General features: G+C 61.2%; 22 protein-coding genes and 3 pseudogenes. 14 read left to right on the top strand and 11 right to left on the bottom strand.

From position 1 onward, the window contains the following. Positions 1 to 80 precede the first annotated feature (80 nt). The gene (sbcB, locus tag AC19YT_RS22680) at positions 81 to 1,508 is read left to right on the top strand and encodes an exodeoxyribonuclease I (RefSeq protein WP_500611069.1); all 1,428 of its coding nucleotides are present in this window, start codon (positions 81 to 83) and stop codon (positions 1,506 to 1,508) included. A gap of 87 nt (positions 1,509 to 1,595) precedes the next feature. Here the strand turns inward: sbcB and mvaT are convergent, their stop codons facing one another. Next, on the bottom strand, positions 1,596 to 1,973 hold the full coding sequence (gene mvaT, locus AC19YT_RS22675) for a histone-like nucleoid-structuring protein MvaT (protein ID WP_095106578.1): 378 nt from the start codon (positions 1,971 to 1,973) through the stop codon (positions 1,596 to 1,598). A gap of 326 nt (positions 1,974 to 2,299) precedes the next feature. On the opposite strand from mvaT, the gene purU reads away from it, so the two are divergent. Then, positions 2,300 to 3,148, top strand: a complete 849-nt coding sequence (gene purU, locus AC19YT_RS22670) for a formyltetrahydrofolate deformylase (RefSeq protein ID WP_095106580.1) — start codon at positions 2,300 to 2,302, stop codon at positions 3,146 to 3,148. Positions 3,149 to 3,171: 23 nt separating this feature from the next. After that, complete coding sequence (locus AC19YT_RS22665) at positions 3,172 to 3,342, top strand: hypothetical protein (RefSeq protein ID WP_500611068.1); 171 nt, start codon at positions 3,172 to 3,174, stop codon at positions 3,340 to 3,342. Here AC19YT_RS22665 and gpgD read toward each other — a convergent pair. The 4 genes and pseudogenes from gpgD to AC19YT_RS22645 form a co-directional block, all read right to left on the bottom strand. Further along, positions 3,339 to 4,076 (bottom strand): annotated as a pseudogene (gpgD, locus tag AC19YT_RS22660) (N-acetylglucosaminyl phosphatidylglycerol deacetylase); the annotation flags it as partial. The gene AC19YT_RS22665 and the pseudogene gpgD sit on opposite strands and share 4 nt — an antisense overlap. Further along, positions 4,069 to 5,190, bottom strand: a complete 1,122-nt coding sequence (gene gpgS / locus AC19YT_RS22655) for an N-acetylglucosaminyl phosphatidylglycerol synthase (RefSeq protein WP_500611074.1) — start codon at positions 5,188 to 5,190, stop codon at positions 4,069 to 4,071. The gene gpgS and the pseudogene gpgD, both read right to left, overlap by 8 nt. Positions 5,191 to 5,313: 123 nt before the next feature. After that, positions 5,314 to 6,078: a methyl-accepting chemotaxis protein gene (locus AC19YT_RS22650; RefSeq protein ID WP_371856214.1), complete on the bottom strand. Its 765-nt coding sequence runs from the start codon at positions 6,076 to 6,078 to the stop codon at positions 5,314 to 5,316. A 93-nt stretch (positions 6,079 to 6,171) separates the two neighbouring features. Beyond that, a pseudogene (locus AC19YT_RS22645) lies at positions 6,172 to 7,203 on the bottom strand (HAMP domain-containing protein); the annotation flags it as partial. Positions 7,204 to 7,397: 194 nt separating this feature from the next. Here AC19YT_RS22645 and AC19YT_RS22640 point away from each other — a divergent pair. Further along, positions 7,398 to 8,885, top strand: a complete 1,488-nt coding sequence (locus AC19YT_RS22640; protein ID WP_095107024.1) for a helicase HerA-like domain-containing protein — start codon at positions 7,398 to 7,400, stop codon at positions 8,883 to 8,885. 32 nt (positions 8,886 to 8,917) lie between these two features. Here the strand turns inward: AC19YT_RS22640 and AC19YT_RS22635 are convergent, their stop codons facing one another. Further along, positions 8,918 to 9,373, bottom strand: coding sequence for a DUF721 domain-containing protein (locus AC19YT_RS22635; protein WP_095106588.1), 456 nt, complete (start codon positions 9,371 to 9,373; stop codon positions 8,918 to 8,920). A gap of 305 nt (positions 9,374 to 9,678) precedes the next feature. Here AC19YT_RS22635 and secA point away from each other — a divergent pair, with 305 nt between their 5' ends. From secA to AC19YT_RS22615, 4 genes are all read left to right on the top strand, one after another. Continuing rightward, positions 9,679 to 12,414 (top strand): preprotein translocase subunit SecA, encoded by a 2,736-nt coding sequence (gene secA / locus AC19YT_RS22630; RefSeq protein WP_095106590.1) that lies wholly within the window; start codon positions 9,679 to 9,681, stop codon positions 12,412 to 12,414. Between the two features lie 136 nt (positions 12,415 to 12,550). Further along, positions 12,551 to 13,768: a bifunctional glutamate N-acetyltransferase/amino-acid acetyltransferase ArgJ gene (argJ, locus tag AC19YT_RS22625; protein ID WP_500611067.1), complete on the top strand. Its 1,218-nt coding sequence runs from the start codon at positions 12,551 to 12,553 to the stop codon at positions 13,766 to 13,768. 74 nt (positions 13,769 to 13,842) lie between these two features. After that, positions 13,843 to 14,475 (top strand): glutathione S-transferase, encoded by a 633-nt coding sequence (locus AC19YT_RS22620; protein ID WP_500611066.1) that lies wholly within the window; start codon positions 13,843 to 13,845, stop codon positions 14,473 to 14,475. Further along, positions 14,472 to 15,416 carry a Nudix family hydrolase gene (locus tag AC19YT_RS22615; RefSeq protein WP_500598738.1) on the top strand — a complete coding sequence of 315 codons (945 nt, stop codon included), beginning with the start codon at positions 14,472 to 14,474 and terminating at the stop codon, positions 15,414 to 15,416. The genes AC19YT_RS22620 and AC19YT_RS22615 overlap by 4 nt, the downstream gene beginning before the upstream one ends. Before the next feature lie 21 nt (positions 15,417 to 15,437). Here the strand turns inward: AC19YT_RS22615 and AC19YT_RS22610 are convergent, their stop codons facing one another. From AC19YT_RS22610 to AC19YT_RS22600, 3 genes are read right to left on the bottom strand one after another with little or no spacing between them, the layout of a single operon-like run. Beyond that, the gene (locus AC19YT_RS22610) at positions 15,438 to 16,019 is read right to left on the bottom strand and encodes a cob(I)yrinic acid a,c-diamide adenosyltransferase (protein WP_095106598.1); all 582 of its coding nucleotides are present in this window, start codon (positions 16,017 to 16,019) and stop codon (positions 15,438 to 15,440) included. A 2-nt stretch (positions 16,020 to 16,021) separates the two neighbouring features. Then, positions 16,022 to 18,058 carry a sensor histidine kinase gene (locus AC19YT_RS22605; protein WP_500598737.1) on the bottom strand — a complete coding sequence of 679 codons (2,037 nt, stop codon included), beginning with the start codon at positions 18,056 to 18,058 and terminating at the stop codon, positions 16,022 to 16,024. A gap of 45 nt (positions 18,059 to 18,103) precedes the next feature. Next, complete coding sequence (locus tag AC19YT_RS22600; protein WP_500611065.1) at positions 18,104 to 19,021, bottom strand: putative 2-dehydropantoate 2-reductase; 918 nt, start codon at positions 19,019 to 19,021, stop codon at positions 18,104 to 18,106. Between the two features lie 144 nt (positions 19,022 to 19,165). On the opposite strand from AC19YT_RS22600, the gene AC19YT_RS22595 reads away from it, so the two are divergent. Both AC19YT_RS22595 and AC19YT_RS22590 read left to right on the top strand, forming a co-directional pair. After that, entirely contained in the window at positions 19,166 to 19,651 is a 486-nt protein-coding gene (locus AC19YT_RS22595) for a YajQ family cyclic di-GMP-binding protein (protein WP_095106604.1), read from the top strand. 134 nt (positions 19,652 to 19,785) lie between these two features. Beyond that, a complete protein-coding gene (locus tag AC19YT_RS22590; RefSeq protein WP_095106606.1) occupies positions 19,786 to 20,628 on the top strand; it encodes a mechanosensitive ion channel family protein in 843 nt (280 codons plus the stop codon). A gap of 280 nt (positions 20,629 to 20,908) precedes the next feature. Here the strand turns inward: AC19YT_RS22590 and AC19YT_RS22585 are convergent, their stop codons facing one another. Next, positions 20,909 to 22,222, bottom strand: coding sequence for an OprD family porin (locus AC19YT_RS22585; protein WP_095106608.1), 1,314 nt, complete (start codon positions 22,220 to 22,222; stop codon positions 20,909 to 20,911). A gap of 912 nt (positions 22,223 to 23,134) precedes the next feature. On the opposite strand from AC19YT_RS22585, the gene AC19YT_RS22580 reads away from it, so the two are divergent. Next, positions 23,135 to 23,560 (top strand): HIT family protein, encoded by a 426-nt coding sequence (locus tag AC19YT_RS22580; protein ID WP_500611064.1) that lies wholly within the window; start codon positions 23,135 to 23,137, stop codon positions 23,558 to 23,560. Between the two features lie 3 nt (positions 23,561 to 23,563). Beyond that, on the top strand, positions 23,564 to 23,770 hold the full coding sequence (locus tag AC19YT_RS22575) for a SlyX family protein (RefSeq protein ID WP_095106612.1): 207 nt from the start codon (positions 23,564 to 23,566) through the stop codon (positions 23,768 to 23,770). Between the two features lie 66 nt (positions 23,771 to 23,836). Here the strand turns inward: AC19YT_RS22575 and AC19YT_RS22570 are convergent, their stop codons facing one another. Next, on the bottom strand, positions 23,837 to 24,439 hold the full coding sequence (locus AC19YT_RS22570; RefSeq protein WP_500598732.1) for a cold-shock protein: 603 nt from the start codon (positions 24,437 to 24,439) through the stop codon (positions 23,837 to 23,839). Between the two features lie 403 nt (positions 24,440 to 24,842). On the opposite strand from AC19YT_RS22570, the gene AC19YT_RS22565 reads away from it, so the two are divergent. Both AC19YT_RS22565 and AC19YT_RS22560 read left to right on the top strand, forming a co-directional pair. Further along, positions 24,843 to 25,313, top strand: a complete 471-nt coding sequence (locus AC19YT_RS22565; RefSeq protein WP_095106616.1) for a Dps family protein — start codon at positions 24,843 to 24,845, stop codon at positions 25,311 to 25,313. 287 nt (positions 25,314 to 25,600) lie between these two features. Then, a pseudogene (locus AC19YT_RS22560) lies at positions 25,601 to 25,774 on the top strand (ribbon-helix-helix domain-containing protein); the annotation flags it as partial. Positions 25,775 to 25,902: the final 128 nt, after the last annotated feature.

Here is a 25,902-nt window from a genome sequence, read left to right as displayed (position 1 = left end):
GTGACGTGCCAGCCTGAGGGCTGGCCGCCACCCCCCACGAGCGCCTAGACTTTGCCGGTCTTTTGCACAGGAACGCGCCCGTGACTTCGATTTTTTGGTACGACTACGAAACCACCGGCATCAACCCCCGTTGTGACCGCCCGCTGCAAGTAGCGGGCATTCGCACCGATGCCCAGCTCAATGAAATCGGCGCGCCGGTCAACCTCTATTGCCGCCCCAGTGCCGACATCCTGCCGCACCCGATGGCCAGCCTGATTACCGGCATCACCCCCCAGCGCTTGGCCGAGCAGGGCCTGGATGAGGCGGATTTCATCACCCGCGTACACGCCGAACTGGCAACGCCCGGTACCTGTGGTGCGGGCTACAACACCCTGCGTTTCGACGATGAGGTGACGCGCTACAGCCTGTACCGCAATTTCTTCGACCCCTACGCGCGGGAATGGCAGGGCGGCAATAGCCGTTGGGACTTGATCGACGTGGTGCGTACCGCCTACGCCCTGCGCCCACAGGGTATCGAGTGGCCTCAGGAGGACGGCCAGGTGACCCTCAAGCTCGAACGCCTGACGGCCGCCAATGGCATCGACCATGGCCAGGCCCACGATGCCCTGTCGGATGTACGCGCTACCATCGCCCTGGCCCGGCTGATCCGCGACAAGCAACCGCGCCTGTATGAGTGGCTGTTCCAGCTGCGCAGCAAGCACAAGGTTATGGAGCAGATCACCCTGTTGGAGCCGATGGTGCATATCTCCGGGCGGTTTTCGGCGGCGCGCCATTATGTGGGTGTGGTCCTGCCCCTGGCCTGGCACCCGCGTAACCGCAACGCGCTGATTGTCTGCGACCTGCACCTGGACCCCCAGGGTTTGCTGGAGCTGGATGCCGAGACCTTGCGCCAGCGCCTCTACACCCGCCGCGAGGATCTGGCCGAAGGCGAGTTGCCGGTGCCGTTGAAGCTGATTCACATCAACCGCTGCCCGGTGGTGGCACCGCTGAAGGTAGTGCGCGGTGACGATCAACAGCGCCTGCAACTGGACATGGCGCTTTATCAGGCCCAGGCGCAACAGCTAAGTGCGGCGCAAGAACAGTGGCTAGATAAACTCCAGGCCATTTATGCCCACGAGGATTTCACCCCCAGCGAGGACCCGGAACAACAGTTGTATGACGGTTTCCTGGGGGACCGTGATCGGCGTTTATGTGAGCAAGTGCGCACCGCCGACCCCGCGCTATTAGGCAAACAACAATGGCCGTTCGATGATGAGCGTTTGCCAGAATTATTATTCCGCTACCGGGCGCGTAACTTTCCCCAAACCCTCAATGATGAGGAGCAAGAGCGTTGGCGAATATTCTGTCAGCAGCGTTTGTCAGTCCCGCAGATGGGCGCGCCCAATACCTTGCAGGCCTTTAACGACGCTACCGTGCAATGCCTGGAAACTGCCACGCCGGCGCAACGCCAGGTGCTGGAACAATGGCAGGCATATGCCCGCGCATTGGGTGAGGCTTTTAATCTTTGAACCCTGCGCACTAAATCGCAGGCATAAAAAAACGCCAGTCACCTGGCGTTTTTTATCGTCGCAGAGCACCTGCGCCGGGGGTGTGGCTTAGCCCAGCAGGGTAGCCCAACCTTCTACAACATCACCGCCCCACTTGGCTTTCCACTCTTTCAGAGTCTTGTGGTTGCCACCTTTGGTTTCAATGACTTCGCCATTGTGCGGGTTTTTATATTGTTTAACCTTGCGCGCACGTTTGGTGCCGGTAGTTTTCACGGCGCCGCGTGGGGTCTTGGCGGTTTTGGATTCTGGGTCCAGCAGCGCAATGATGTCGCGCAGGGATTTGGAGTATTCGCCCATCAGGGTGCGCAATTTGCCTTCAAATTCCAGCTCGGTTTGCAGTTTGTCGTCTTGGGACAGATTCTTCAAACGGGCCTGCAGCTCTTTGATGGCTTCTTCGGTGGCGCGATATTCGTTAATCAGGGACATGAGGATTACCTTATGTTGGGCGCTGGATGATAAGTGCGGTGGCGCAATAATAGTCAGGCAGTTTGACCAAGTAAACATTTAACCGGGTTTTTATTTAATTTAATTAGATCGCTTAGTCAAAACTGCGCTAATGCCAGAGTTAAGTAGCAGGCCCGGCTGTTGCCAATAGCGCAGGCAACCGCACGGGCCCCTCTGCCTGGCCGCACCTGCCCCAGGCTGGTCGGGGGCGACGATTGGCCCGCGAAGAAGAGCTGTCATCAATACTGCAGTTTTGCCGCGCAATCGCTAGAATGGCGGCCTTTGCGAAGTTCTGGAGTCTCCCCCTAATGCGCACTTTTCGTCTGGTGATTGCTTGCCCGGACCGCGTCGGCATCGTTGCTAAAGTCAGTAACTTTCTGGCGTCCCATAACGGTTGGATCACTGAAGCGAGCCATCACTCGGACAACCTCAGCGGTTGGTTCTTCATGCGTCACGAGATTCGTGCCGACTCCTTGCCCTTCGGTATCGAGGCCTTGCGCGAGGAATTCGCGCCCATCGCCCAAGAGTTCTCGATGAACTGGCGCATCACCGACACCGCGCAGAAAAAACGCGTGGTGCTGATGGCCAGCCGCGAGTCCCATTGCCTGGCGGACTTGCTGCACCGCTGGCACAGCGATGAACTCGATTGCGAGATTTCCTGCGTGATCTCCAACCACAATGACCTGCGCAGCATGGTCGAGTGGCACGGCATCCCGTACTACCACGTGCCGGTCGACCCGCAGAACAAACAGCCGGCGTTCGCCGAAGTCTCGCGCCTGGTCAAACAGCACGAGGCCGAAGTGGTGGTACTGGCACGCTACATGCAAATCCTGCCGCCGGACCTGTGCAGCGAGTACGCCCACAAAGTCATCAACATCCATCACAGCTTTCTGCCCTCGTTCGTCGGCGCCAAGCCGTACCACCAGGCTTCGATGCGCGGCGTGAAGTTGATTGGTGCCACGTGCCACTACGTCACCGAAGAGCTGGACGCCGGGCCGATCATCGAGCAGGACGTGGTGCGCGTGAGCCACAGCGACAGCATCGAGGACATGGTGCGTTTTGGCCGTGACGTCGAGAAGATGGTGCTGGCCCGAGGCCTGCGTTATCACCTGGAAGACCGCGTGTTGGTGCACGGCAACAAGACCGTGGTGTTCTGATACCCACCCTGGAGGTGTTTGCGATGGCCGACCCGCTGGACAAAGCCACCTCCCAGGCCCCGGCGACCCTGGGCGAGGGTTGCCTGAGCCGTTACGACCCCGACGACCTGAGCCCGGAGGATGGCACCGAGTTTCCCGGTGCCGCCGAACTCTGGGACCAGCTCAAGCCCGACGCCGACGCCCCTGCCTCCTGAGCCGCCAGCCACCCGGCCTTGGTCATGGGCCGGCGACCTTCTTCCAGTAATTGCCCCAGGGTGTCGAGCCAATAGCGGCGCGACCGCCCGTGGCGCATGTCCACCGGGTGCAGCCCCAGGCGAATCACCGGCTCCTGGCGCCAGCGCTGGCGCCGTTGTTCGCACACCCAGTGCGAAACGCTTCGGCGCCAGGCACTGCGGGCACTCCACACCAGCCCCGGGGCGGCCACGGCGGTGAAATCCGGTAAGCGGTACAGGTGCTGCATGTCGCTGGTGTAGCGCAGCGGTAATCGTCGCAACGCCTGGCGCGTGCCTGCGCTCATCAACCACGCCGGGGCGACGAAGCCCTGCACCGGCCAGCGGTAGCGCTCGAACAGCTCCAGGCCACGGTGCAGGCGCGTCAGGGCCGCGGCCTCGGATAACCGATAAAACTCGCCTTCGTGGGTATACACCCGGCGCATGAACCAATCCCGTGGACCGCTTGGCGGCGGGCCGTCGTCGGCGTGGAAGTAGCCATGCAGGGCCAGTTCGTCGCCGCGCGCCAGGCGTTGCTCGAGCAGGCTGCACAACGCGGGGTGGGCGTCGAGGGGCGCGCGGTGGTGAAAGTGCGGCACCACCAGCCAGGTCATGGGGATGTTGCCCAGGGCATCGACGGCTTGCACCAGGGGTTGGTAGTCGGCCCAGGTGTGTGGCGCCACATCGTGCAGCACCAGCAACAGGCTGCGTTCAGCCATGGGCGCGCAGCGGGGCCTGGCCGGCGACTACGGCCCGGTAGTGGTGCAGCAGGCTATCGACCACCCTGTCCCAGGAGTATTGCTGTTCGACGTGGCGCCGCGCCTGCCGCCCCAGCCGTTTAGGGTCGTGGCGCAGCAGTTCGGCCACGGCGCTGGCCATGGCTCGCGGGTCGCCGGGGGCGCAGAGCAGGCCGCACTCGGGGGTGACGATTTCGCTGAACGCCCCGGCCGCCACCGCAACCACCGGCAGGCCGCAGGCCATGGCTTCGAGCAGCACCAGGCCGAAGGTTTCCTGGTCGCCGGCATGCAGCAGCGCATCGGCGCTGGCCATCAGGCGTGCCACTTGGGCGGCGGGGCAGAATTGATCGACCACGGTGACGTTGTCCGGCACCGCCGTGGGCATGGATGAGCCCACCAGCAGCAGGTGATAGCGCTCCCCCAGGTGCTGCATGCAACGCAGCAACACCGGCAGGTTTTTCTCCTTGGCGCCGCGCCCGGCGAAAATCAACAGGTGGGTGTCGGCGGCGATGCCCAACTCGGCCCGCAGGCCCGGGTCGCGGGCGGCGGGGGTGAAGGTGTGCAGGTCCACGCCCAGGGGTTGGACGTGGACGTTGCGCACCCGTAAGCGCATGAGTTTGTCGGCGATCACCTGGCTGGGGGCCAGCACCCGGTCGAAATGGCCGTAGAGCTTGCGCACGTAGACTTCGACATTGGGCGTGCACCAGGTGCCCATGCGGTTACTGGCCAACAGGGGCAGGTCGGAGTGGTAGAAACCGATGACCGGCACGTCCCACTGGCGCCGCGCGTCGAGGGCCGCCCATGCGGTCAGGTAGGGGTCGCCGACCTCAATCAGGTCGGGCTGCAAACGGCGCAACGCCTTGCACCACGGCGCCAGGCGCACCGGGAAGCGGTAGCCCTTGCCGAAGGGCACGGCTGGGCTGGCGACGGTGTGGACGCCATCGTGCTCGCCACTGCGCGCGCCGGGTATCAGCAGGCTGTGTCGAATGCCTGGGTGAGTGCCCAGGCGATGGTGCTTGGCATCCAGGTAAGTGCGCACGCCGCCGCTGGCCGGGGCGTAGAACATGGTGATGTCGGCGATGTGCACGGTGCGTATCCCTCCCGTCGAGCCTGATGTTCAGGGTTGACCTTGATGAAGGATAGTTGTTCGGTTGGATGTAGGCGGTGAGCGCCCCTGACGTAGGCAAAGGCCTGGTCAGGGGGCTTGAGGGGCGTCAGGTCAGATGCGGAAGCTGCCGACCAGGTGCTTGAGGCGGGCGGCTTGCTGTTCCAGGTCGGAACAGGCGCGCAGGGTAGCTTGCAGGTTTTCCACGCCCTCTTGGTTGAGGGTGTTGATTTCGGTGATATCGACGTTGATCGACTCGACCACGGCGGTTTGCTCTTCGGTGGCGGTGGCCACCGATTGGTTCATGCCGTCGATCTCGCCGATGCGCTGGGTCACGCTGGTGAGGCGTTCGCCGGCCTGGTTGGCGATTTCCACGCTGTCCTGGCTGTGGCGCTGGCTTTCACTCATGGTGCTGACCGACTCGCGGGCGCCCACTTGCAGCTCTTCGATCATGGTTTGCACCTGTTGCGCCGACTCCTGGGTGCGGTGCGCCAGGTTACGCACTTCGTCGGCCACCACCGCGAACCCGCGCCCGGCCTCACCGGCCCGTGCCGCCTCGATAGCGGCGTTGAGCGCCAGCAGGTTGGTCTGCTGGGAAATGCTGGTGATGACTTCCAGGATCTGCCCGATGTTTACGGTTTTGCTGTTGAGCGACTCGATATTGCTGCTGGAGGCGCTGAGCATCACCGACAACTGGTTCATCGCTGCGATGCTGCGGTCTACCACTTGCTGGCCATCGGTGGCCAGGCTGCGTGCCTCGCTGGAGTGTTGGGAGGCGAGGGCAGCGTTCTGGGCGATTTCCTGGGCGGCGGCGCCCAATTGATTGATGGCGGCCGCGACGCTGCTGGTGCGCGAAGACTGCTGGTCGGAGTTGAACATCGACGAGTTGGAGGCACTGACTACCCGCAACACCACCTCGTTGACGTGCTCGGTGGCCGAGGACACTTCGCGGATAGACGTATGAATACGCTGCACGAAGTGGTTGAACGCGGTGCCCAGGGTGCCGAATTCGTCGTGGCTGTGGATGTTCAGGCGGCGGGTCAGGTCGCCTTCACCGTCGGCAATGTCCTGCATGGCGCGGGTCATCACGTGCAGCGGTTGCAGCAGGATGCGGATCAGCATGCCCAGCAGGGCGATGATGATGACCACTGCGATCACCGTGGCAATGATGGCCGAGGTGCGGAACTTGCTGAGCATGGCGAAGGCTTTGCCTTTGTCCACGGACAGGCCGATGTACCAGTTGACCGAGGGCAGGCCCTTGATCGGGGTGAACGAGACGATGCGCGTGACGCCGTCGAGTTCCACTTCGCTGAAGCCGCCGCCGATACGCGGCGCGTTGTGGGGGAACACGTCGCTCAGGCTTTTCATCACCAGGGCTTTATTGGGGTGGACGAGGATCTTGCCGTCGCTGCTGACCAAAAAGGCGTAGCCCATACCGCCAAAATCCAGGGCGTTAATGGTCTCGACCAGGGTTTGCAGGCTCAGGTCGCCGCCGACCACACCCACGCTTTGCCCGGCCTTTTTCGAGGCGCTGGCCACCGAAATAATCAACTGCTGGGTGGCGGCATCGATATAGGGTTCGGTCAGTGTGGAGCCGCTGCTGGCCTCGGCACCTTTGTACCAGGGGCGCACACGGGGGTCGAAACCGTCGGGCATCTTCGCGTCGGGGCGGATGGTGAAGCTGCCGCTGGCATCGCCCAGGTAGGACGCCATGAAGGTGGACGACAGGGCTTTTTGTTCCAGCAGGCTAGCAACGGCGGCAGGCTCGGGGTTGATGGCAATGTTCTGGGCCAGGTTTTCCACCAGCAGGATGCGCCCGCTCAACCAGGTCTGGATGTTGCCGGCGGTGACCTCGCCCATTTCGTGCAGATAGTCATCCAGGTCGCTGCGGATCGCGTTGCGCTGTAAATAGTCGTTGTACAGCGTAAAGGAGGCGAAGGCAGCAATGACGATGAGGGCGGCGGCAAGCAGAATTTTATGGCTGAAACGCAGATTTTTGTTCATCACTTGGGGTGTCCGCTAAGGTCTTAATGTCCAGGGCGTGCAATGGCAAAAGCACGCAAAATGGCCAGCATTGAAAATAAGCTGATACTTCCACCGCTCCTTAGGGAATTATCTGACGTTAATTTCAGTCTTTTCCGGTCTCTCGCTACTCTCTATCGACCGTTCAGAGCCAAAGCTTAACCATGGGTGACAAAATGCCTGATTCATCGCAACTCGTTATCGGTGCCGACCTCACAGGGCAGCCCATTGCCCAGGCCATGCGCTTGGCCAACCGCCACGGGCTGATTGCGGGGGCGACCGGCACCGGCAAGACCGTGACCCTGCAACGCCTGGCCGAAGCCTTCAGCGACGCGGGCGTGGCGGTGTTCGCCGCCGACATCAAGGGCGACCTGTGCGGCCTCGGCGCCGCCGGCAACCCCCAGGGCAAAGTGGCCGAGCGCATCGCCGGCATGCCGTGGCTCAACCACGCGCCGGCGGCCTACCCGGTGACCCTGTGGGACATCCACGGCAAGAGCGGTCACCCGTTACGCACCACCTTGAGTGAAATGGGCCCATTGCTGCTGGGCAGCCTGCTGGAACTGACTGACAGCCAGCAGTCGGCGCTCTACGCCGCGTTCAAGGTGGCGGACCGCGAAGGCCTGTTGTTGCTGGACCTCAAGGACCTCAAGGCGCTGCTCAACCATTTGCGCGACAACCCGCAGTTGCTGGGCGACGACAGTGCATTGATGACCACCGGCTCCAGCCAGGCACTGATGCGCCGTTTATCGAGCCTGGAGCAACAGGGCGCCGAGGCGTTGTTCGGCGAACCGGCGCTGCAACTGCAAGACATCCTCGCGCCGGCCAGCGACGGCCGCGGGCGCATTCATTTGCTCGATGCCAGCCGCTTGGTGCACGAAGCGCCGAAGGTTTACGCGACCTTCCTGCTGTGGCTGCTGGCGGAGCTGTTCGAGCAATTGCCCGAACGCGGCGACAGCGAAAAGCCGTTGCTGGCGCTGTTTTTCGACGAGGCGCACTTGCTGTTCGCCGGCACCCCCAAAGCCTTGCAGGAGCGCTTGGAGCAAGTGGTGCGGCTGATCCGTTCCAAGGGTGTGGGGGTGTACTTCGTCACCCAGTCGCCGGGCGACCTGCCCGATGACGTGTTGGCGCAGTTGGGTTTGCGCATCCAGCACGGCTTGCGTGCCTTCACCGCCAAGGAGCAGAAGTCCCTGCGGGCGGTGGCCGAAGGCTTCAGGCCCAACCCGGCGTTCGATGCTTTGGCAGTGCTGACCGAGTTGGGCACCGGCGAGGCGCTGGTGGGCACCCTGCAAGAAAAGGGCACGCCGGGGATGGTCCAGCGAGTGTTGGTGGCGCCGCCGCAGTCGCGCATCGGGCCGTTGACCGAGGCCGAGCGCGGCGCCTTGATCGCCGCCTCGCCGTTGCAGGGGCGCTACGACAAACCCATCGACCGCGAGTCGGCCTATGAAGTGTTGATGAACCGCAAGGGCCTGGGGCCGCAAGAGGACGCGGCGCCCGGTACGGCTGACGCCGCGCAGCCGAGTTTTGTCGACCGTGCCGGGGAGTTCTTGGGTACGCCGACCGGGCGGGCGCTCAAATCCATGGTGGGGCAGATGGCCAACCAGATGGGCCGCCAATTGGTGCGCGGCTTGATGGGGTCGCTGCTGGGCGGGAGCAAGCGCAAGTAAAGAGGGGCGACACGCGAGCAGGCCCGCCGCCCTTACACCTTGGGTTTGGCGTGGGCTGCCAGCCGCTCCAGCGCGGCGCGCAGGTTCGGGTCGCTGATGCCATCGGCCGTGGCCTGGATGGTTTCGGCTGCGGCGCAGGACAAATCCAGGGTGTGGCCGGCAGCGCCTTGCTGCACGGTGGGCGGCTGCACCTTGAACAGAATGCGCGTCAGGCTGGCGAACTCATCGAAGGCCAGTAATTGGCGCTGCAAGCGTTTTTGCTGGTAGCGCAACCGGGTGGCCCAATGCCCGTCGGTGACGATCAACAGCAGGCTGCCTTCGCGCCAGGACGCCACGTGGCAATGCTCGCGGGCGGCCGGTTGCAATTGGCTTTCCACCAGGCGCTGCAAATGGGCCAGGCGTTGGGCGTGGTTGAAAATGGCTTTTAATGGCTTGGCTTCACGCAGCAGGACGGCGGGTGCCCGGGCGGTGAGGGGGCGAAATGCCATGACTGGACACCTGGAGTAACAGAGCGGCCATGGTAGCAGAAACAGCCTGTGGCACCCTGGCCCATTGCGCGGGGCAAGCTTTGCCCATTAAATCAATGACTAACTAATGCCCCGCGCGGGTTGAAGTTAAACAAAACGCCCTTATTTTAAGTGAGCCCCGTCACAGCGCTGTGCCAGCATCGTGGAATAACGCCACTTTCCTCACCACCGTTTCCGGGTAGAATGCTCGTTCGCGCGGCCATGAGGGCTGCTCGGGCGACTCACGGGGCCGCCCTCCATCCCTATGTGTGGAAGAACCTGCCGATATGTTTGCGCCTTTGTTAAAGAAACTTTTTGGAAGCAAGAATGAGCGTGAAGTCAAACGCATGCTCAAAACGGTGCAGCTGGTCAATGCCTTCGAAGAGCAGATGGTCGCTCTCTCGGACGAGCAATTGCGCGCCAAGACCGAAGAGTTCAAGGCCCGCATAGCCAAAGGTGAGACCCTCGACAAGCTCCTTCCCGAAGCCTTCGCGGTTGCCCGTGAAGCGGGCAAGCGGGTCATGGGCATGCGCCACTTCGATGTCCAGTTGATCGGCGGCATGACCTTGCACGAAGGCATGATCGCGGAAATGCGCACCGGTGAAGGCAAGACGCTCGTCGCCACCCTTGGCGTGTACCTCAACGCTCTGTCCGGCAAGGGCGTGCACGTGGTGACGGTGAACGATTACCTGGCCCGCCGTGACGCCAACTGGATGCGCCCGCTCTATGAGTTCCTCGGCCTGACGGTCGGCGTGGTCACGCCGTTCCAGCCGCCGGAAGAAAAGCGTGCCGCCTACGCCGCCGATATCACCTACGGCACCAACAACGAATTCGGTTTCGACTACCTGCGCGACAACATGGCGTTCAGCATGGAAGAAAAATTCCAGCGCGAACTCAACTTTGCCGTGATCGACGAAGTCGACTCCATCCTCATCGACGAAGCCCGTACCCCGCTGATTATCTCCGGCCAGGCCGAAGACAGTTCCAAGCTCTATATCGAGATCAACAAGTTGATCCCGCAACTGGAGCTGCATGTCGAGGAAGTGGAAGGCGAAGTCACCAAGGCCGGCCACTACACCGTCGACGAGAAGACCCGCCAGGTCGAGCTCAACGAAGCGGGCCACCAGTTCATCGAGGAAATGCTCACCCGCGTCGGCCTGCTGGCTGAAGGCGAGAGCCTGTACTCGGCGCATAACCTGGGCCTGTTGACCCACGTTTATGCCGGCCTGCGTGCGCACACGCTGTTTCACCGCAATATCGAATACATCGTGCAGGAAGGCCAGGTCGTCCTGGTGGACGAACACACTGGCCGCACCATGCCGGGCCGTCGTCTGTCCGAAGGCCTGCACCAGGCCATCGAGGCCAAGGAAAACCTGAACATCCAGGCCGAAAGTCAGACATTGGCCTCGACCACGTTCCAGAACTACTTCCGCCTGTACAACAAGCTCTCCGGCATGACCGGTACGGCCGACACCGAAGCGTTCGAGTTCCACCAGATCTACGGCCTGTCCGTGATGGTGATCCCGCCGAACAAGCCGTTGGCGCGCAAGGACTACAACGACCTGGTGTTCCTGACCGCCGAAGAGAAGTACGCGGCGATCATCAATGACATCAAGGAAGGCATGGCCCAGGGCCGTCCGATCCTGGTGGGCACCGCGACCATCGAGACCTCCGAGCACGTTTCGCGCCTGCTTGAGAAAGAAGGCATCGAGCACAAGGTGCTCAACGCCAAGTTCCACGAGAAGGAAGCGGAAATCATCGCCCAGGCCGGTCGCCCGGGTGCGTTGACCATCGCCACCAACATGGCCGGTCGCGGTACCGACATCCTGCTGGGCGGCAACTGGGAAGTGGAAGTCGCTTCCCTGGAAAACCCTACACCGGAACAGATCGCCCAGATCAAAGCCGATTGGCAGAAGCGCCACCAGCAGGTGCTCGAGTCGGGCGGTTTGCAGGTGATTGCCTCCGAGCGCCACGAATCGCGCCGTATCGACAACCAATTGCGTGGCCGTGCCGGTCGCCAGGGTGATGCCGGTTCCAGCCGTTTCTACCTGTCGCTGGAAGACAGCCTGATGCGCATCTTCGCCTCTGACCGGGTGAAGAACTTCATGAAGGCCCTGGGCATGCAGCCGGGCGAGGCGATCGAGCACCGCATGGTGACCAACGCCATCGAAAAGGCCCAGCGCAAGGTTGAAGGCCGCAACTTCGATATCCGTAAGCAATTGCTGGAGTTCGACGACGTCAACAACGAGCAGCGCAAGGTGATCTACCACATGCGCAACACGCTGTTGGCCGCTGACAACATTGGCGAGACCATCGCCGATTTCCGTCAGGACGTGCTCAACGCCACCGTCAGCGCCCACATCCCGCCGCAATCGCTGCCCGAGCAGTGGGACGTGGCGGGCCTGGAAGCCGCCATCGAAAGCGATTTCGGCGTGAAGCTGCCGATCCAGCAGTGGCTCGACGAAGACGACCACCTCTACGAGGAGACGCTGCGCGAGAAGCTGATGACCGAGCTGCTGGCCGCGTACAACGAGAAAGAAGAGCAGGCGAGCGCCGAGGCGCTGCGCACCTTCGAGAAGCAGATCGTGCTGCGTGTGCTCGACGACCTGTGGAAAGACCACCTCTCGACCATGGATCACCTGCGCCACGGCATCCACTTGCGTGGCTATGCGCAGAAGAACCCGAAGCAGGAATACAAGCGCGAATCCTTCACGCTGTTCTCCGAGCTGCTGGATTCGATCAAGCGCGACTCGATCCGTGTCTTGTCCCACGTCCAGGTTCGCCGCGAAGACCCGATCGAAGAAGAAGCACGCCTGCGCGAGGAGGCCGAGGCATTGGCCGCCCGCATGCAGTTCCAGCACGACGAAGCCCCAGGCCTCGAAGAGCCGCAAATCCTCGGCGAGGAAGTCGATGTCGCCCTGGCTACCGCGCCGGTGCGCAACGAGCAAAAGCTGGGCCGCAATGAGCTGTGCTACTGCGGTTCGGGCAAGAAGTTCAAGCACTGTCACGGGCAGATCCAGTAAAACCCCGTTTCACAGGCTGATACACCCGCGCCGCGACCGGCTCCTGCCGTCGCGGCGTTTTGCCATTTAATTCACCGTCCCGCCTCCCTCAATCGAGCCGCGACGGCGCTGACAACATTTATTAAGGAGCGCATTCATGGCTGTTGGTCTTGGTCCTTTGCCCACGCTGCACCCGGTAGCCGGTTTTGAACTCGGCATCGCCTCGGCCGGCATCAAACGTGCGGGTCGCAAGGACGTGGTGGTGATGCGCTGCGCCGAAGGTTCTACTGTGGCCGGGGTGTTTACCCTCAACGCCTTTTGCGCCGCGCCGGTGATCCTGGCCAAGCAGCGGGTTCAGGGCCCGGTGCGTTACCTGCTGACCAACACCGGCAACGCCAACGCCGGCACCGGTGAGCCAGGCCTGGCCGCAGCTGCGCGCACCTGCGCGAAACTGGCCGAGCTGACGGGTGTGGACGCCAGCCTGGTGCTGCCGTATTCCACCGGTGTGATTGGCGAGCCGCTGCCAGTGGAGAAGATCGAAGGCGCCTTGCAGGCTGCCCTGGACGACCTGTCCGTGGACAACTGGGCCGCCGCCGCCACCGGCATCATGACCACCGACACCCTGCCCAAGGGCGCGAGCCGGCAGTTCGTGCATGACGGCGTGACCATCACCGTCACCGGCATCAGCAAGGGCGCGGGGATGATCCGCCCGAACATGGCCACCATGCTCGGCTATATCGCCACCGATGCCAAAGTGTCCCGCGAGGTGCTGCAAAACCTGCTGCTGGACGGCGCCAACAAGTCGTTCAACCGCATCACCATCGATGGCGACACCTCGACCAACGACTGCTGCATGCTGATAGCTACCGGCCAGGCTGACCTGCCGGCCATCACCGAGGCCAGCGGCCCGTTGTTCGCGGCCCTCAAGCAAGCGGTGTTCGAGGTGTGCATGGACGTGGCCCAAGCCATCGTGCGCGACGGCGAAGGCGCGACCAAGTTCGTCACCGTCCAAGTCAACGGTGGCGGCACCCACCAGGAATGCCTGGACGTGGGCTACACCGTGGCGCACTCGCCGCTTATCAAGACCGCCCTGTTCGCCAGCGACCCGAACTGGGGGCGCATCCTCGCCGCCGTCGGCCGCGCCGGTGTGGCCGACCTGGACGTGAGCAAGATCGACGTGTTCCTGGGCGAAGTGTGCATCGCCAGCCGTGGCGCCCGCGCTGCGACCTACACCGAAGCCCAGGGCTCGGCGGTGATGCAGCGCGAGGAGATCACCATCCGTATCGAGTTGGGCCGTGGCCAGTGCAGCGAAACCATCTGGACCACCGACCTGTCCCACGAGTACGTGAAAATCAATGCGGAGTACCGCACCTAAGGTGTCCGCACTGCGTGGGGGAGGGCCTGCTCTCTCCCACGGTTACCGCACCTTTTTATCTGGAGGTCCCGACCATGAGCCTGCACCTGATAATCGGCGACAAACTGTATTCATCCTGGTCCCTGCGCGCGGCCCTGGCCCTTGAGCTGGCGGGCGTGGCTTACAGTGAAGAGCGGGTCAAACTCAACCAGCCCGACACCCGCGAGCGTCTGCTCAAGTTCTCGGCCACCGCCAAGGTGCCGTTGCTGCAAACCGAGCACGGTGTGGTTGCCGACTCCCTGGCCATTGCCGAATACCTCAACGAAAGCTTTCCCCAGGCCCAACTCTGGCCAGCGGACAAGGCTGCCCGGGCCCAGGCCCGTTCGGCTTGCGCACAGATGCACAGTGGCTTTTTCGGCCTGCGCGCCAATTTGCCCTTTGACCTGAGCCGCAACGCGCCGTTGGTGCCGATGCCCGCCGAGGCTCAGGCCGATATCGAGCGCATGGCGGCGCTGTGGGCCGAGTGCCGGGCCCAATCCACCGAGGTCGGGCCATTCCTGTTTGGCGGCGCTACCTTGGCCGATGCCTTTTTCGCCCCTGTCGCCGTGCGCCTGCGCACCTATCAGGTGCCGCTGTCGGCAGCGGACGCGGCTTATGTCGAAACGATTTACCAGTGGCCGGCCTTTATGGCCTGGCACAAGGCTGGGTTGGAGGAAGTGGTACGGTGAAACGCGTTCATGTAGCGGCGGCGGTCATTCGTGATAGCGCCGGCAAAATCCTCATCGCCCGGCGTGCCGACACCCAGCACCAGGGCGGTTTGTGGGAGTTTCCTGGCGGTAAGGTCGAGGACGGCGAAGCGGTTGAGGCGGCCTTGGGCCGTGAGTTGCAAGAGGAGCTGGGCATCCAGGTCACGGCGGCGCGCCCTTTGATTAAGGTGCGCCACGATTACCCGGACAAACAGGTGCTGTTGGATGTCTGGGAAGTGTCCGGTTTTACCGGCGAGCCCCATGGCGCCGAAGGCCAGCCATTGGCTTGGGTGTCGGCGCGGGAGCTGGCGGGCTACGAATTTCCGGCAGCCAATCAGCCCATCGTTGCCGCCGCACGCCTGCCCAGCGAATACCTGATTACCCCCGAAGGCCTGGAAACCCCGGCGCTGTTGCGTGGCATGCAAAAAGCCATCGCCAACGGCACACGCCTGTTGCAACTGCGCGCACCCAACGGCTACGACCCGCAATACCGCGACCTGGCGGTGGACGCCGTGGGTCTGTGCGCGGGCAAAGCGCAGTTGATGCTCAAGGGGCCGTTCGAGTGGTTGGGGGATTTTCCGTCGGCGGGTTGGCACATCACCGCTGCACAATTGCGCAAATATGCGGACAAGGGCCGCCCGCTGCCGGCTTCGCGCTGGTTGGCGGCGTCCTGCCATAACGCTGAGGAGCTGTCCCTGGCCGAGCGCATGGGCGTGGATTTCGTCACCCTGTCGCCCGTGCAACCGACCCAGACCCATCCCGATGCCGAGCCCCTGGGTTGGGAGCAGGCGCGGCAACTGATCGCCCACTTCAGTAAACCGGTGTTTCTGCTCGGCGGTGTCGGCCCGGATCAGCGGCAACAGGCCTGGGACGCAGGTGCGCAGGGTGTGGCGGGGATTCGGGCGTTCTGGCCGCAGGCTTGAGGGTGCCCGGACAGGCGCCGTTTAACCCTGCGGCTTACTCGCCGCTGCCCACAGTACTTCCGCCACCCCTTGGCGCTTGGCCACCAGGCGCGCGGCAACGAACAGCAAATCCGATAGCCGATTGATATACGCCAACCCCACGCCTTGCAGCGGTTCCACCGCGTTGAGCTGTTGGCAGCGGCGTTCGGCGCTGCGGGCCAGGCTGCGGCAGACGTGGGCCTGGGCGATCAGCAGCGAGCCGCCGGGCAGGATGAAATTCTCCAGGGGGCCCAGTTCCTCGTTCCAGCGGTCAATCGCGCTTTCGAGCTGTTCGATCTGCTCACTGTTGAGCGCCTGGTAGACCGGCATCGCCAACTCACCACCGAGGTCGAACAAACGATGCTGGCAGGGCGCCAGAACCTCAATGATCTCCTCCAGCCCGGGGCAAGCCAGGCTGGCCTCGGCCAACCCTGCCAGCAACACACCGAGTTGGCTGTTAAGGGTGTCCACTTCGCCAATGGCTTCGATGCGCGGGTGGTCCTTGGGCACGCGCCGCCCGTCACCCAGGCCGGTTTCGCCTTTGTCGCCGGTGCGGGTGTAAATCTTCGACAGGCGAAAGCCCATAGCTAACTCTCCAATACATTCTGTAGCGCGGTGACGGGCGGGCTACTCGCCAGGGGCAGGCGCAGGGTGAAGCAGGTGCCCTGGCCGAGGGTTGATTGCACTTCCATCTGGCCCTTGTGATTGTTGGTGATGATGAAATAGGACACCGACAGGCCAAGGCCGGTGCCCTGGCCGATTTCCTTGGTGGTGAAGAAGGGCTCGAAGGTGCGTTTGCGCACGTGTTCGCTCATGCCGATGCCGTTGTCCTCGACCTGGATTTCCGCCCACGGCGGGTTCAGGCGCGTGCGCAGGATGATCCGCCCCGGTTCGCAGGGGCCTTCGCGCAGGTGAATGGCCTGGGCGGCGTTTTTCAACAGGTTGAGCAGCACTTGCTCCAACTCGTTGGCGGTGCCGGGCACGGGTTCCAGCGCCGGGTCGAACTGGCGTGTGATGGCCTGGCCCTTGAAGTCGAAGCCGATGGCTAGGTCAAAGTCATTGCTGGCGATTTCCACGGCTTGATCGATCAGCGCCGGCAGGTCGCACGGCGCCATCTGCCGGTTGCTACGGCGGCTGAAGCTGAGCATGTGGGTGACGATTTTTGCCGCACGGGCGCCGGCCTGCTGGATGCCATCGAGCAGTTGCGGCACTTCGCGGCTGTGCAGGTAGCGGTTGACGGTATCGAGCTCAACTCCCACTTGCTCGGCGTGTTCGAGGTTCTTCGGCAACTCGGGTGACAACCTGCGGCGGATGTTCTGCACGTTGTGCAGGATCGCCCCCAGGGGGTTGTTGATCTCGTGGGCCATGCCGGCCGCGAGGCCACCGACCGAGAGCATTTTTTCCGATTGCACCATCATTTCTTCCAGGGACAGGCGCTGGGTGATGTCGTCGATGCGGATCACCACCCCGCGCCCGGCACCGCCCATCAGCGGGTAGAAGGTCAGGGCGTAGTGCCGCGCCTCGTCGTCCTTGAACCAGGTCACGCGTTCGACCTTGGTCACGGTGTGTTCTTCGACGGTTTCCTTGAGTTGCGCCAGGAACGGTTTGAGTGGCTCGAAGGCGAGGAATATCGGCTGGTTCAGCGCTTCGTCCAGGCGCGTGCCGGAGAGGGCACTGGCCTCCTGGTTCCACTGGGTGACGTAGAGCTGTTCATCGAGGGCGATCAGGGCCGAGGGCATGGAGTCGATGATGCTGTTGAGGTAGTTCTGGAAACCGGTGAGTTTCTTCTCGATCTTGCTGCGCACCTGGACTTCCAGCTCCAGCTTGCGGTTGGTATGGCGGGTTTCTTCGGCCAGGCCCTGGGCCTGGTCGTAGGCTGCCTGGGAGTCGTCGCGGGCGCGTTTGAGTTGCTGCTCCCGGGCTTCGATGCGCGAGAGCATGGTGTTGAAGGCTTCGGCCAGGCTGCCGATTTCGTCGTGGTTGCCTCGTGATGCGCGCAGGGCGTAGTTCTCTTCCCGAGTGACCTGGCGCGACAACTCTTCGAGCTGGTGGATGGGCCGGGTAATCAGGCGTTTGATCTGCCGCGCGATAACCAGCCAGAGCAGGACGCTGAAGATCAGGATCCCCAGGCTGGCCGTCAAGGTGCCGGTATAGAAGGCCATGGGCAGTTCGCTGCTGGCCACCAGCAACAGATGGCCTGGCGCTTGGCCGGCCCGGGGCAGGGCGATGACTTGGTTGCTGCGAAACTCGGTGACCTGCCAGGCCTCGATATGCCGATAGTGCATGGGCAGGTCGAGGTTTTCGCCGTGCTGCAACTGGGCCAGGCGCTTGCCGGTGCTGTCGTAGAGCGCTGCGGCCCGCAATGGCGTATAGCTGTTGAGTTCGTCGAGTAACAGCCGGGCGTTGTGTGGCGAATCCAGGGCCTGGGCCGCGAGGCTCGGGTTGGACACCAACCGGCCGATGGTCTGCAGGGCCTGGGGCGCCATGCTCTCCTGGGAGATCCAATAGGCTGCGCTGATAAAGGTCAGGTTGGCCACCAGCAACACAGTGGTCAGTAGCACCAGCAGGGCGGCGAGCAGTTTCTGGCCGACCGGCAGGTTTTCAAGGCGCTGGCGCAAAGGCATCGGGGTCGTCGCGAAAGGGGAATAGGCAGGCAGCGTAGCCGCTGCTCAGCCTGTGGGCAATCCGCCCGTGGCCAGGTGCGCGATGAGGCGCTGTTGCAATTGCTCGAGGTGGGGCAGGTTGAGCTGATGGCGCGTTGCAGCCGCGCAGGCGTAGCCGAGCAAGTAGCTGATTTCGGTGCGGCGCTGGTGGGCGACATCCTGGTACATCGACGAGTAGTTGGCGGCCGTGGCCTGGATTACCCGCTCCACTTCTGCGGGCAGGTCCAGCGCGGCGGCGGGTTGGCCGCAATGTTCGAGCAACTCGCCCAGCTCGGCACAGAGGGTGGCCACTTCACAGTGGTGGGCCAGCAGGCCACCGTTGCGGCAACCGTGCAGTACCGTCAGAGGGTTGATCGCGCAGTTGAGGGCCAGTTTGCGCCACAGGCGTGTGAGGATGTCGGCGCTCCACTCATGGGGGATGCCGGCCGCGCTCAGATCCTCCAACCACAGCGGCGCCAGCGGTTGGCGCACGTCCCCCAGCCAGGTGAAGCCGTGGCCGGCGAACACCACGCGCCAGTCGCCGTCGCGAAAGGCACCTTCGGTGCTGGACGCAAAAATACACCGCGCCCCAGGCACCCGCGCGGCCACGGCGTCCTGGCTGCCGAGGCCGTTCTGCAGCAGGATCACCTGGGCGCCAGGCGCGAGGCGGTGGGCTATTTGTGCGACAGCGGGTTCGGCGTCGTAGGCTTTGCACGCTACCAGGAGGAGGTGGATGGGTTCGCCGGTGTCAGGCGTTTCGCCGGTAATGGCGTGGAAACTGACATCACCTTGCTCCACCAGGGTCAAGCCGCCTACGGCCTGGTAGGCCACAAGGCGCGCAGCGTTGCGCAGGATCAACCGCACGGGCAGACCGGCGCGGGCCAGCCGTGTGGCCCAGAGGGTACCCAGGCTGCCAGCGCCGAGAACGTGCCAAGGAGTGGCCATCAGCTTTTTGCTCGGTGGGGCAGGTGCATGTCAGGCTCGCAGCTTCGCAGGGGAAAGACCCGTTATAATCAGCGCGGATTTTAACCGCAAGCCGGGCGTGCTCCGTTTTCATCGAGCCACGCCCCTTTTTATTGGAGAAATGATATGCCGTCGTTCGACGTGGTATCGGAACTGGACAAACACGAACTCACCAACGCGGTGGAAAACGCCGTCAAAGAGCTCGACCGTCGCTATGACCTTAAAGGCAAGGGCAGCTTCGAGTTCAAGGAAAAAGACCTGACGGTCAACCTGACCGCTGAAGCGGATTTCCAGCTTGAAGCCATGATCGAGATCCTCAAGCTGGCCCTGGTCAAGCGCAAGATCGACGTGCAGTGCCTGGAGGTCAAGGACGCCTACGCTTCGGGCAAGGTCGTCAAGCAGGAAGCCGTGCTCAAGGAAGGCATCGACAAGGAGCTGGCGAAGAAAATCGTCGCCCACGTCAAAGACGCCAAGCTCAAAGTGCAGGCCGCCATCCAAGGCGAGCAGGTGCGCATCACCGGCAAAAAACGCGATGACCTGCAAGAGGCCATCGCCGCGCTGCGGGCCAAGGAATTCGGCATGCCGTTGCAGTTCAACAACTTCCGCGACTGATCCATGGGGTGGGAACCTCTCGGCGTTTTCGGCGTCCGAGGCCCCAGTAACGGCAGAAACCACCGGGCCAGCAGTGCCTGGGGTTTCTGCCGCTTGGTTTTGCGTGCCGGGAAGCCGGAAATAAGGAGAGTCAGATGGACTTAAATGCTGAAGTCGAGAACCTGGTCAAAGCCTCCCAGGCCTGGATCCCGATGATTATGGAATACGGCAGCCGCGTGCTGCTGGCCATCGTCACCCTGGCCATCGGCTGGTGGCTGATTAACAAACTCACCCACAAGGTTGGCCGTTTGCTCGCCCTGCGCAACGCGGACCTGGCGTTGCAGGGCTTCGTCACCAGCCTGGCGAACATCGTGCTCAAGGTCATGCTGATCGTCAGCGTGGCCTCGATGATCGGCGTGGAAACCACCTCGTTCGTGGCCGCCATCGGTGCCGCCACACTGGCCATCGGCCTGGCGTTGCAGGGCAGCCTGGCGAACTTCGCCGGTGGCGTGCTGATCCTGCTGTTTCGCCCATTTCGCATCGGTGACTGGATCGAAGCCCAAGGCACGGCGGGCACGGTGGACAGCATCCAAATCTTCCACACCGTGATTCGTACCGGCGACAACAAAACCGTGATCGTGCCCAACGGCATCCTGTCCAACGGCATCATCACCAACACCAATCGCCAGCCCACGCGCAAAGTGGTGTTCGACGTGGGTGTCGATTACGAGGCCGACCTGCAAAAGGCCCGTGAAGTGCTGCTGGAACTGGCCCGCGACGAACGCGTATTGGCCGACCCGGCGCCGGCGGCCGTGGTGTCTACCTTGGGCGACAGCTCAATCACCGTGTCGCTGCGGGTGTGGGTGAAAACGGCGGATTACTGGGACGTGATGTTCCACTTCAACGAACACTCGCGCGATCGTTTGAAAGCCGCGGGTATCGATATTCCGTTTCCTCAGCGCGTGATTCGCGTGGTTCAGGAATCGACCAACGCATAATACTTGTCTGTTTGGTCAAGTATCGGAAGTTAACTCAAGAGGCTTATGGCCTCTTGAGTTTTTTATGCCTATGAAAATCAATGCTTTTATTTTTTGACGCATAACTAATGGGGGCCGTACCCGTGGCTCGGTAACTAGTCGAGCTTAGTTAGTTGGTTAGCTTGCTATTTAGTTGCTGGGGTTGTGCAATACCCAAGCCATAAAAAAGGCGCCCCCCATATTCAGGAGGGCGCCTTCTTAGTTACAGCAGCGTTTAGGGCGCTGTTGAACTACCAAGCGATTACAAGATGCTCAGCGGGTACTCAACGATCAGACGGACGTCGTTGTTGTTGCCGCTGTCACCCAGGGATTCGTTGGCGCGGTAAACCGCACTGCGGAAGCGGAAGGACAGATCCTTGGCCTGGCCTTCTTGCACTACGTATTTGGCTTCGTAGTTCCATTCGTGTTCTTTGCCTTCGCCATTGCCGCCGGTATCGATATTGTCACCGGTCACGTAGCGAGTCATCAGGCTCAGGCCAGGCACGCCGTATTCAGCCATGTTGATGGTGTACGCGGCTTGCCACGAACGCTCATCTTTTTGGTTGAAGTCGGAAATCTGGATGGAGTTGGCCAGGAACACGGTGCCGCCGCCATCTACGCCGTAGTAGTAGCCTGCGTCGCCGCTGGAGCGTTGGTGCGCGATGGTGAACTTATGGGAACCCAGGGTGTAGGCCGCTGCCAGGGACCAGATCTTGTTGTCGACAGCGCCTGCCAGCTCCTGGCCGTCGCCCTTGGTACGGTAACCGTTGAAGTCGAAGTTCAGCGACTGGCTGTCTGCGATTGGCAGGGTGTAGTTCAGGTTGACGTACTGCTTCTTGAAGTAGTCATCAATATCGGAAGCAGCGACGCCGCCTACGAAATTATCGGTGAACTGGTAAGTCGCGCCCGCGATGTTGGCGGCTGTCAGGCCTGGGGAGTGCTTGCCATTGATGCTGTCACGGCCCATGCCGGTTTGCGAACTCATGGCGCTGAAGCGGCCAGCGGACAGCTCCAGGCCTTTGATTTCCTTGCTGGTAATCAAGGTGCCGGTGGCGATCTCTGGCAGCAGGCGGCTGTCATCGGTGGAGAACACGGGGCTTGCAACGACTTGGTTACCGTATTTGAGGACGGTGTCCGAAAGGCGGAATTTCACAGCACCGCCAGCGCGGGACTGAGTGTCTTCCGGTTGGCCCTCGCCATTGTTGGCGAACAGACCGTTACCCGCACGGCCCGAGCCGCCATCGAGTTTGACCGAGCCGCCGGCAAAGGCATCAACGCCCACGCCGATGGTGCCCTGAGTGAAGCCCGACTCAAAAGTCACCAGTTCGCTCAGGCCGGTGTCCTGACGATAGCCGCTAAGTTTGTTGTTAGGACCGCTGGTGTAGTTGCCGTTAGGCTTGCGAACGTTGCCGTTGCCATTCTTGAAGTCGCGGTTCATGTACTCCATACGAGTCTTTGCGACGAGCGAACTGTCTTCAACAAAGCCTTTGGACTCGTCCTGGGAGGACGCGATTGCGAACTGCGAGGTGCCTGCTGAAACAGCCAGTGCGATCATGCTCCACTTCATCACGCGCATCGTGATTTGCTCCTTTGGTTTTTAGAAGAGTGTTGCCGCTCCACCTGTTTTATTATCTGGGCGGCTCTTTCTTTTTGTGTCGGCGCAAACTTATATCACGCTGACAATGTTGGCGATACTTGCGCCTCTATCCTTTCGGCATCTTTACGACCATGTCGCAAACGGCTCGATAGGTGTCGCAAATTTAACCTCCTGCTGTCATCGTGCTGACAACTTTCACGCTGCTTTAGAGCCTTTGGCACGGATGAAAAAGACGTTGTGCCAAACCAGCGCGATCACCATGGGCAGCCTTGCCACTCTTGTTATGAGTCTTGAAGAGCACCCTGCTAGGAAGGTCTCTTTTCGACAATGGTGTGGGTGAATGCAACAAGCGTGCACAAATCCGATTTCTGTCGCTGTTTTTTTCTAAATACGCATGCTCCCCTGTAAAGGCCTCATAAAGCCGGGGGTTGAGCGGATTTTTTTGGGGCTTGACGCAGGTTTTTTCCTGGTATTCAGCGTCGGTGGATGAACCCGTTATTTCAAAACGTTACCGGTTCACACCGAACGCTGGGTAGACGGCGGATGCTCGACGCACTAAGAGTAGCCGCGCCGCGCGTTTTTGGTGCGCAGGCGATGAGCGGTCTTTTGCGGGCGGCTCGGGGGAGCGTGCAACGCCGGCAAGGTTACTGCGGGGGATAGTGCTTAATTGAAACCGCCGCCCACCCCGATTGCCCCGAATGGTGCGTCAGCGTAAAAAATGTCCCATTTTGGGGCGTGTGCTGTTAGGGGAAGCTTGCCCGGTAACCCTATTGTGCCCTGGCCCGTGAAGGCAGGTGCATTCGCAGGTATGCTGCTCGCCTGCGGCCCGATTTTCCGTGTCAAGGCCGGGAGCCGGGCAGACTTCAGATCAACTGAGCGGGAGTACGCCCAGTGTTTGCTTTAGATGCACGACTTGAACAAGACACCCTCGTTATCGGGGATTTCCCCCTGTCGCGGTTGCTGCTGTCCAATGATTCGACTTACCCATGGTTCATCCTGGTGCCCCGTCGCGACCAGATCAGTGAGTTGTTCGAGCTCGACACTGGCGACCAGCAGCAGCTGTGGCTGGAAACCACAGCGTTGGCGGAGTTACTCAAGGATTTGTTCGACGCCGACAAGATGAATGTGGCGACCCTTGGCAACGTCGTCAGTCAATTGCATATGCACGTTATCGTGCGCAAGCGCGACGATGCCGCCTGGCCGGCGCCGGTTTGGGGCAAACATCCGGCCAAGCCTTATAGTGCAGAACAGGTCGCGGCGATTCGTGCGCGTTTGCGCCCGGTGCTGACTGACAACTTCATCTTCGTGGAGAATTGAGTCATGAGCCTGGAAAACCGAGTGACCGAACTGGAGAGCCGCCTTGCTTTTCAGGATGACACCATCACTGCCTTGAATGATGTGCTGGTGGCTCAGCAACGTGTGGTCGACCGTTTGCAACTGCAAATGGCCGCGCTACTCAAACGCCAGGAAGAAATGGTCGGGCAGTTCGAGACCTTCGAGCAGGACGCGCCGCCGCCTCATTATTGAGGGGCTGATCGCCAGGCAATAAAAAACCGCGAGCAGCCTGGCTGCCTCGCGGTTTTTTTTAGCCGATCAGCGGCGCGGCAGGGCAGCGATCACGTCTTCGGCTTGCAGGCCTTTGTCACGGTTCATCACCGAGAACTCAACACGCTGGCCTTCGACCAGGACGCGGTGGCCTTCGCCACGAATGGCGCGAAAGTGCACGAAGATGTCATCACCGGAATCGCGGGAAATGAAGCCAAAACCCTTGGAGGTGTTGAACCACTTCACCGTACCGGTATCGCGGTTGCTCATGTCGTAGCTTTGGGAGGCGGCGACCGGCGATGAGGTATAGAAGCTGATGCCCAAGTGCAGTAGCACCGCCAGCAAAGCGGTCAAGCCGCTGACCAGAATGGCCGGTTGACCGGCGATTACCGGTAATGGCGCGAGCAGGGTGAGGATTTGCAGGACTACGGCAAGGACCAGCAGCGCGCTGACCAGGTTTTGCAGCTGATGGCGCGGACCTTTGTTCCAGTAAGGAATGACGGGGGCCAGGACCAGGTTGAGCAGGCCAAAGAACGCCAGGTACAGCGCATCGGGTTGTTGCAGGTAAGGGACGGCTTCGGATCGCAGACTGGGAATAAAGGACAGCAGCAAGGCTGCCGCGCCCGTTAGCAGGTGGACGATTTTCAACATTTTGATTAACTCACGTTAAGACGGATCACAAGGAAGAGCGGATTGCGTACGGTTCGCTTCTGAACAGTGTGAGGCGCTGGACACGTACGCAGATCAGCCTATGCGCGGCGCCCAGGTAGACGGGCGCAACGACACACGGTCTATTTAACAGCAAAGGCTGCACCTACTCAAATCCGGTAACAGCTCACTTTTCCCGCGGCCCAGGGGCTGCGCCCCGATTTTTGCGGGCGAAGGCCTGATCTAGACAGGTGGGGCGGTGAATTGCGCTTGTCTGGCCCTTTGTCGGTTGCCCCTATCGCGCGTTGGAGGAGCGGGCGGCAATCAAGCCTGCAAGCCCCCGGGACTCTTGCTAGAGTGGCCTTGCACCTGCTGGATGAGTTCAATCATTTTTTAGGGGATAAACATGGCTATTGATATTGGTATCAGCGAAGAAGATCGCAAATCGATAGTAGAGGGGCTCTCGCGCCTGCTGTCGGATACGTATGTACTTTATTTGAAGACCCATAACTTTCACTGGAACGTTACCGGGCCCATGTTTCGCACGCTGCACTTGATGTTTGAGGAGCAATATAACGAACTGGCCTTGGCCGTCGACGCTATTGCCGAACGTATTCGTGCCTTGGGTTTTCCTGCGCCGGGTGCTTATTCAGTTTATGCGCGGTTGTCTTCCATAAAAGAAGAGGAGGGTGTGCCCAGCGCTGAAGATATGATAAGGCAACTTGTGCAAGGGCAAGAGGCGGTGACACGTACCGCGCGAGGTATCTTTCCTTTACTTGACAAAGTGAGTGATGAGCCTACTGCAGATCTATTAACTCAGCGTATGCAAGTACACGAAAAAACCGCATGGATGCTGCGTTCTCTACTCGATCACTGATTGCGTTTTTGGCGCGAGCGATGCCGTTAGGCAGCGCTCGCGCAAGGCTTTTCTGGGGTTGGGAGTGGCGCTGGGTTGGGCAATCCAATTCGGTGTCTTTGGTTTTAATGTGGTATCCACTTATATTTATAATATTTTAACGGGATATAAATCGCTCCCCTATTGTTGGCTTGTCCTACAGCTGTAGTCATAAAGTCGTCTGGATATAAATATCTGGTTAAGCTTTTATAAGTAACAGATTGTTTATTTTCTGTCGAAATAATACGCGGCAAAGGAGTGTCAAGGTAATGGGGAGAGGGGTAGGTAAAGGTATAAGGGAAATAAGCCGCTTTCAGGATGTAAAGGTTGATCCTTTTGTTCGTGAGTTTGATATGGGGTTGGCTCAACCGTTGTCTCGGTCGGTGCGATTGAACGGCTTTGCAACTTGCCTGCGGCTTGAACAAGTTTACTGGGATATTTTGGCCCCTGAATTCATAGAATAAGCGCAACGCTTGAAACGAGAGGCAGAGAGCCAGCCACCGGTAGAATCCAGGCTCTCACACCGAAGGATTCAAGCGCAGATGACTACGCATTACCGGCAGCTGACTCA

The organism is Pseudomonas sp. MF08875, from assembly GCF_059862525.1.
Note: the sequence above shows the minus strand (reverse complement) of the source record. Positions and strands in the feature narration are given on the sequence as shown.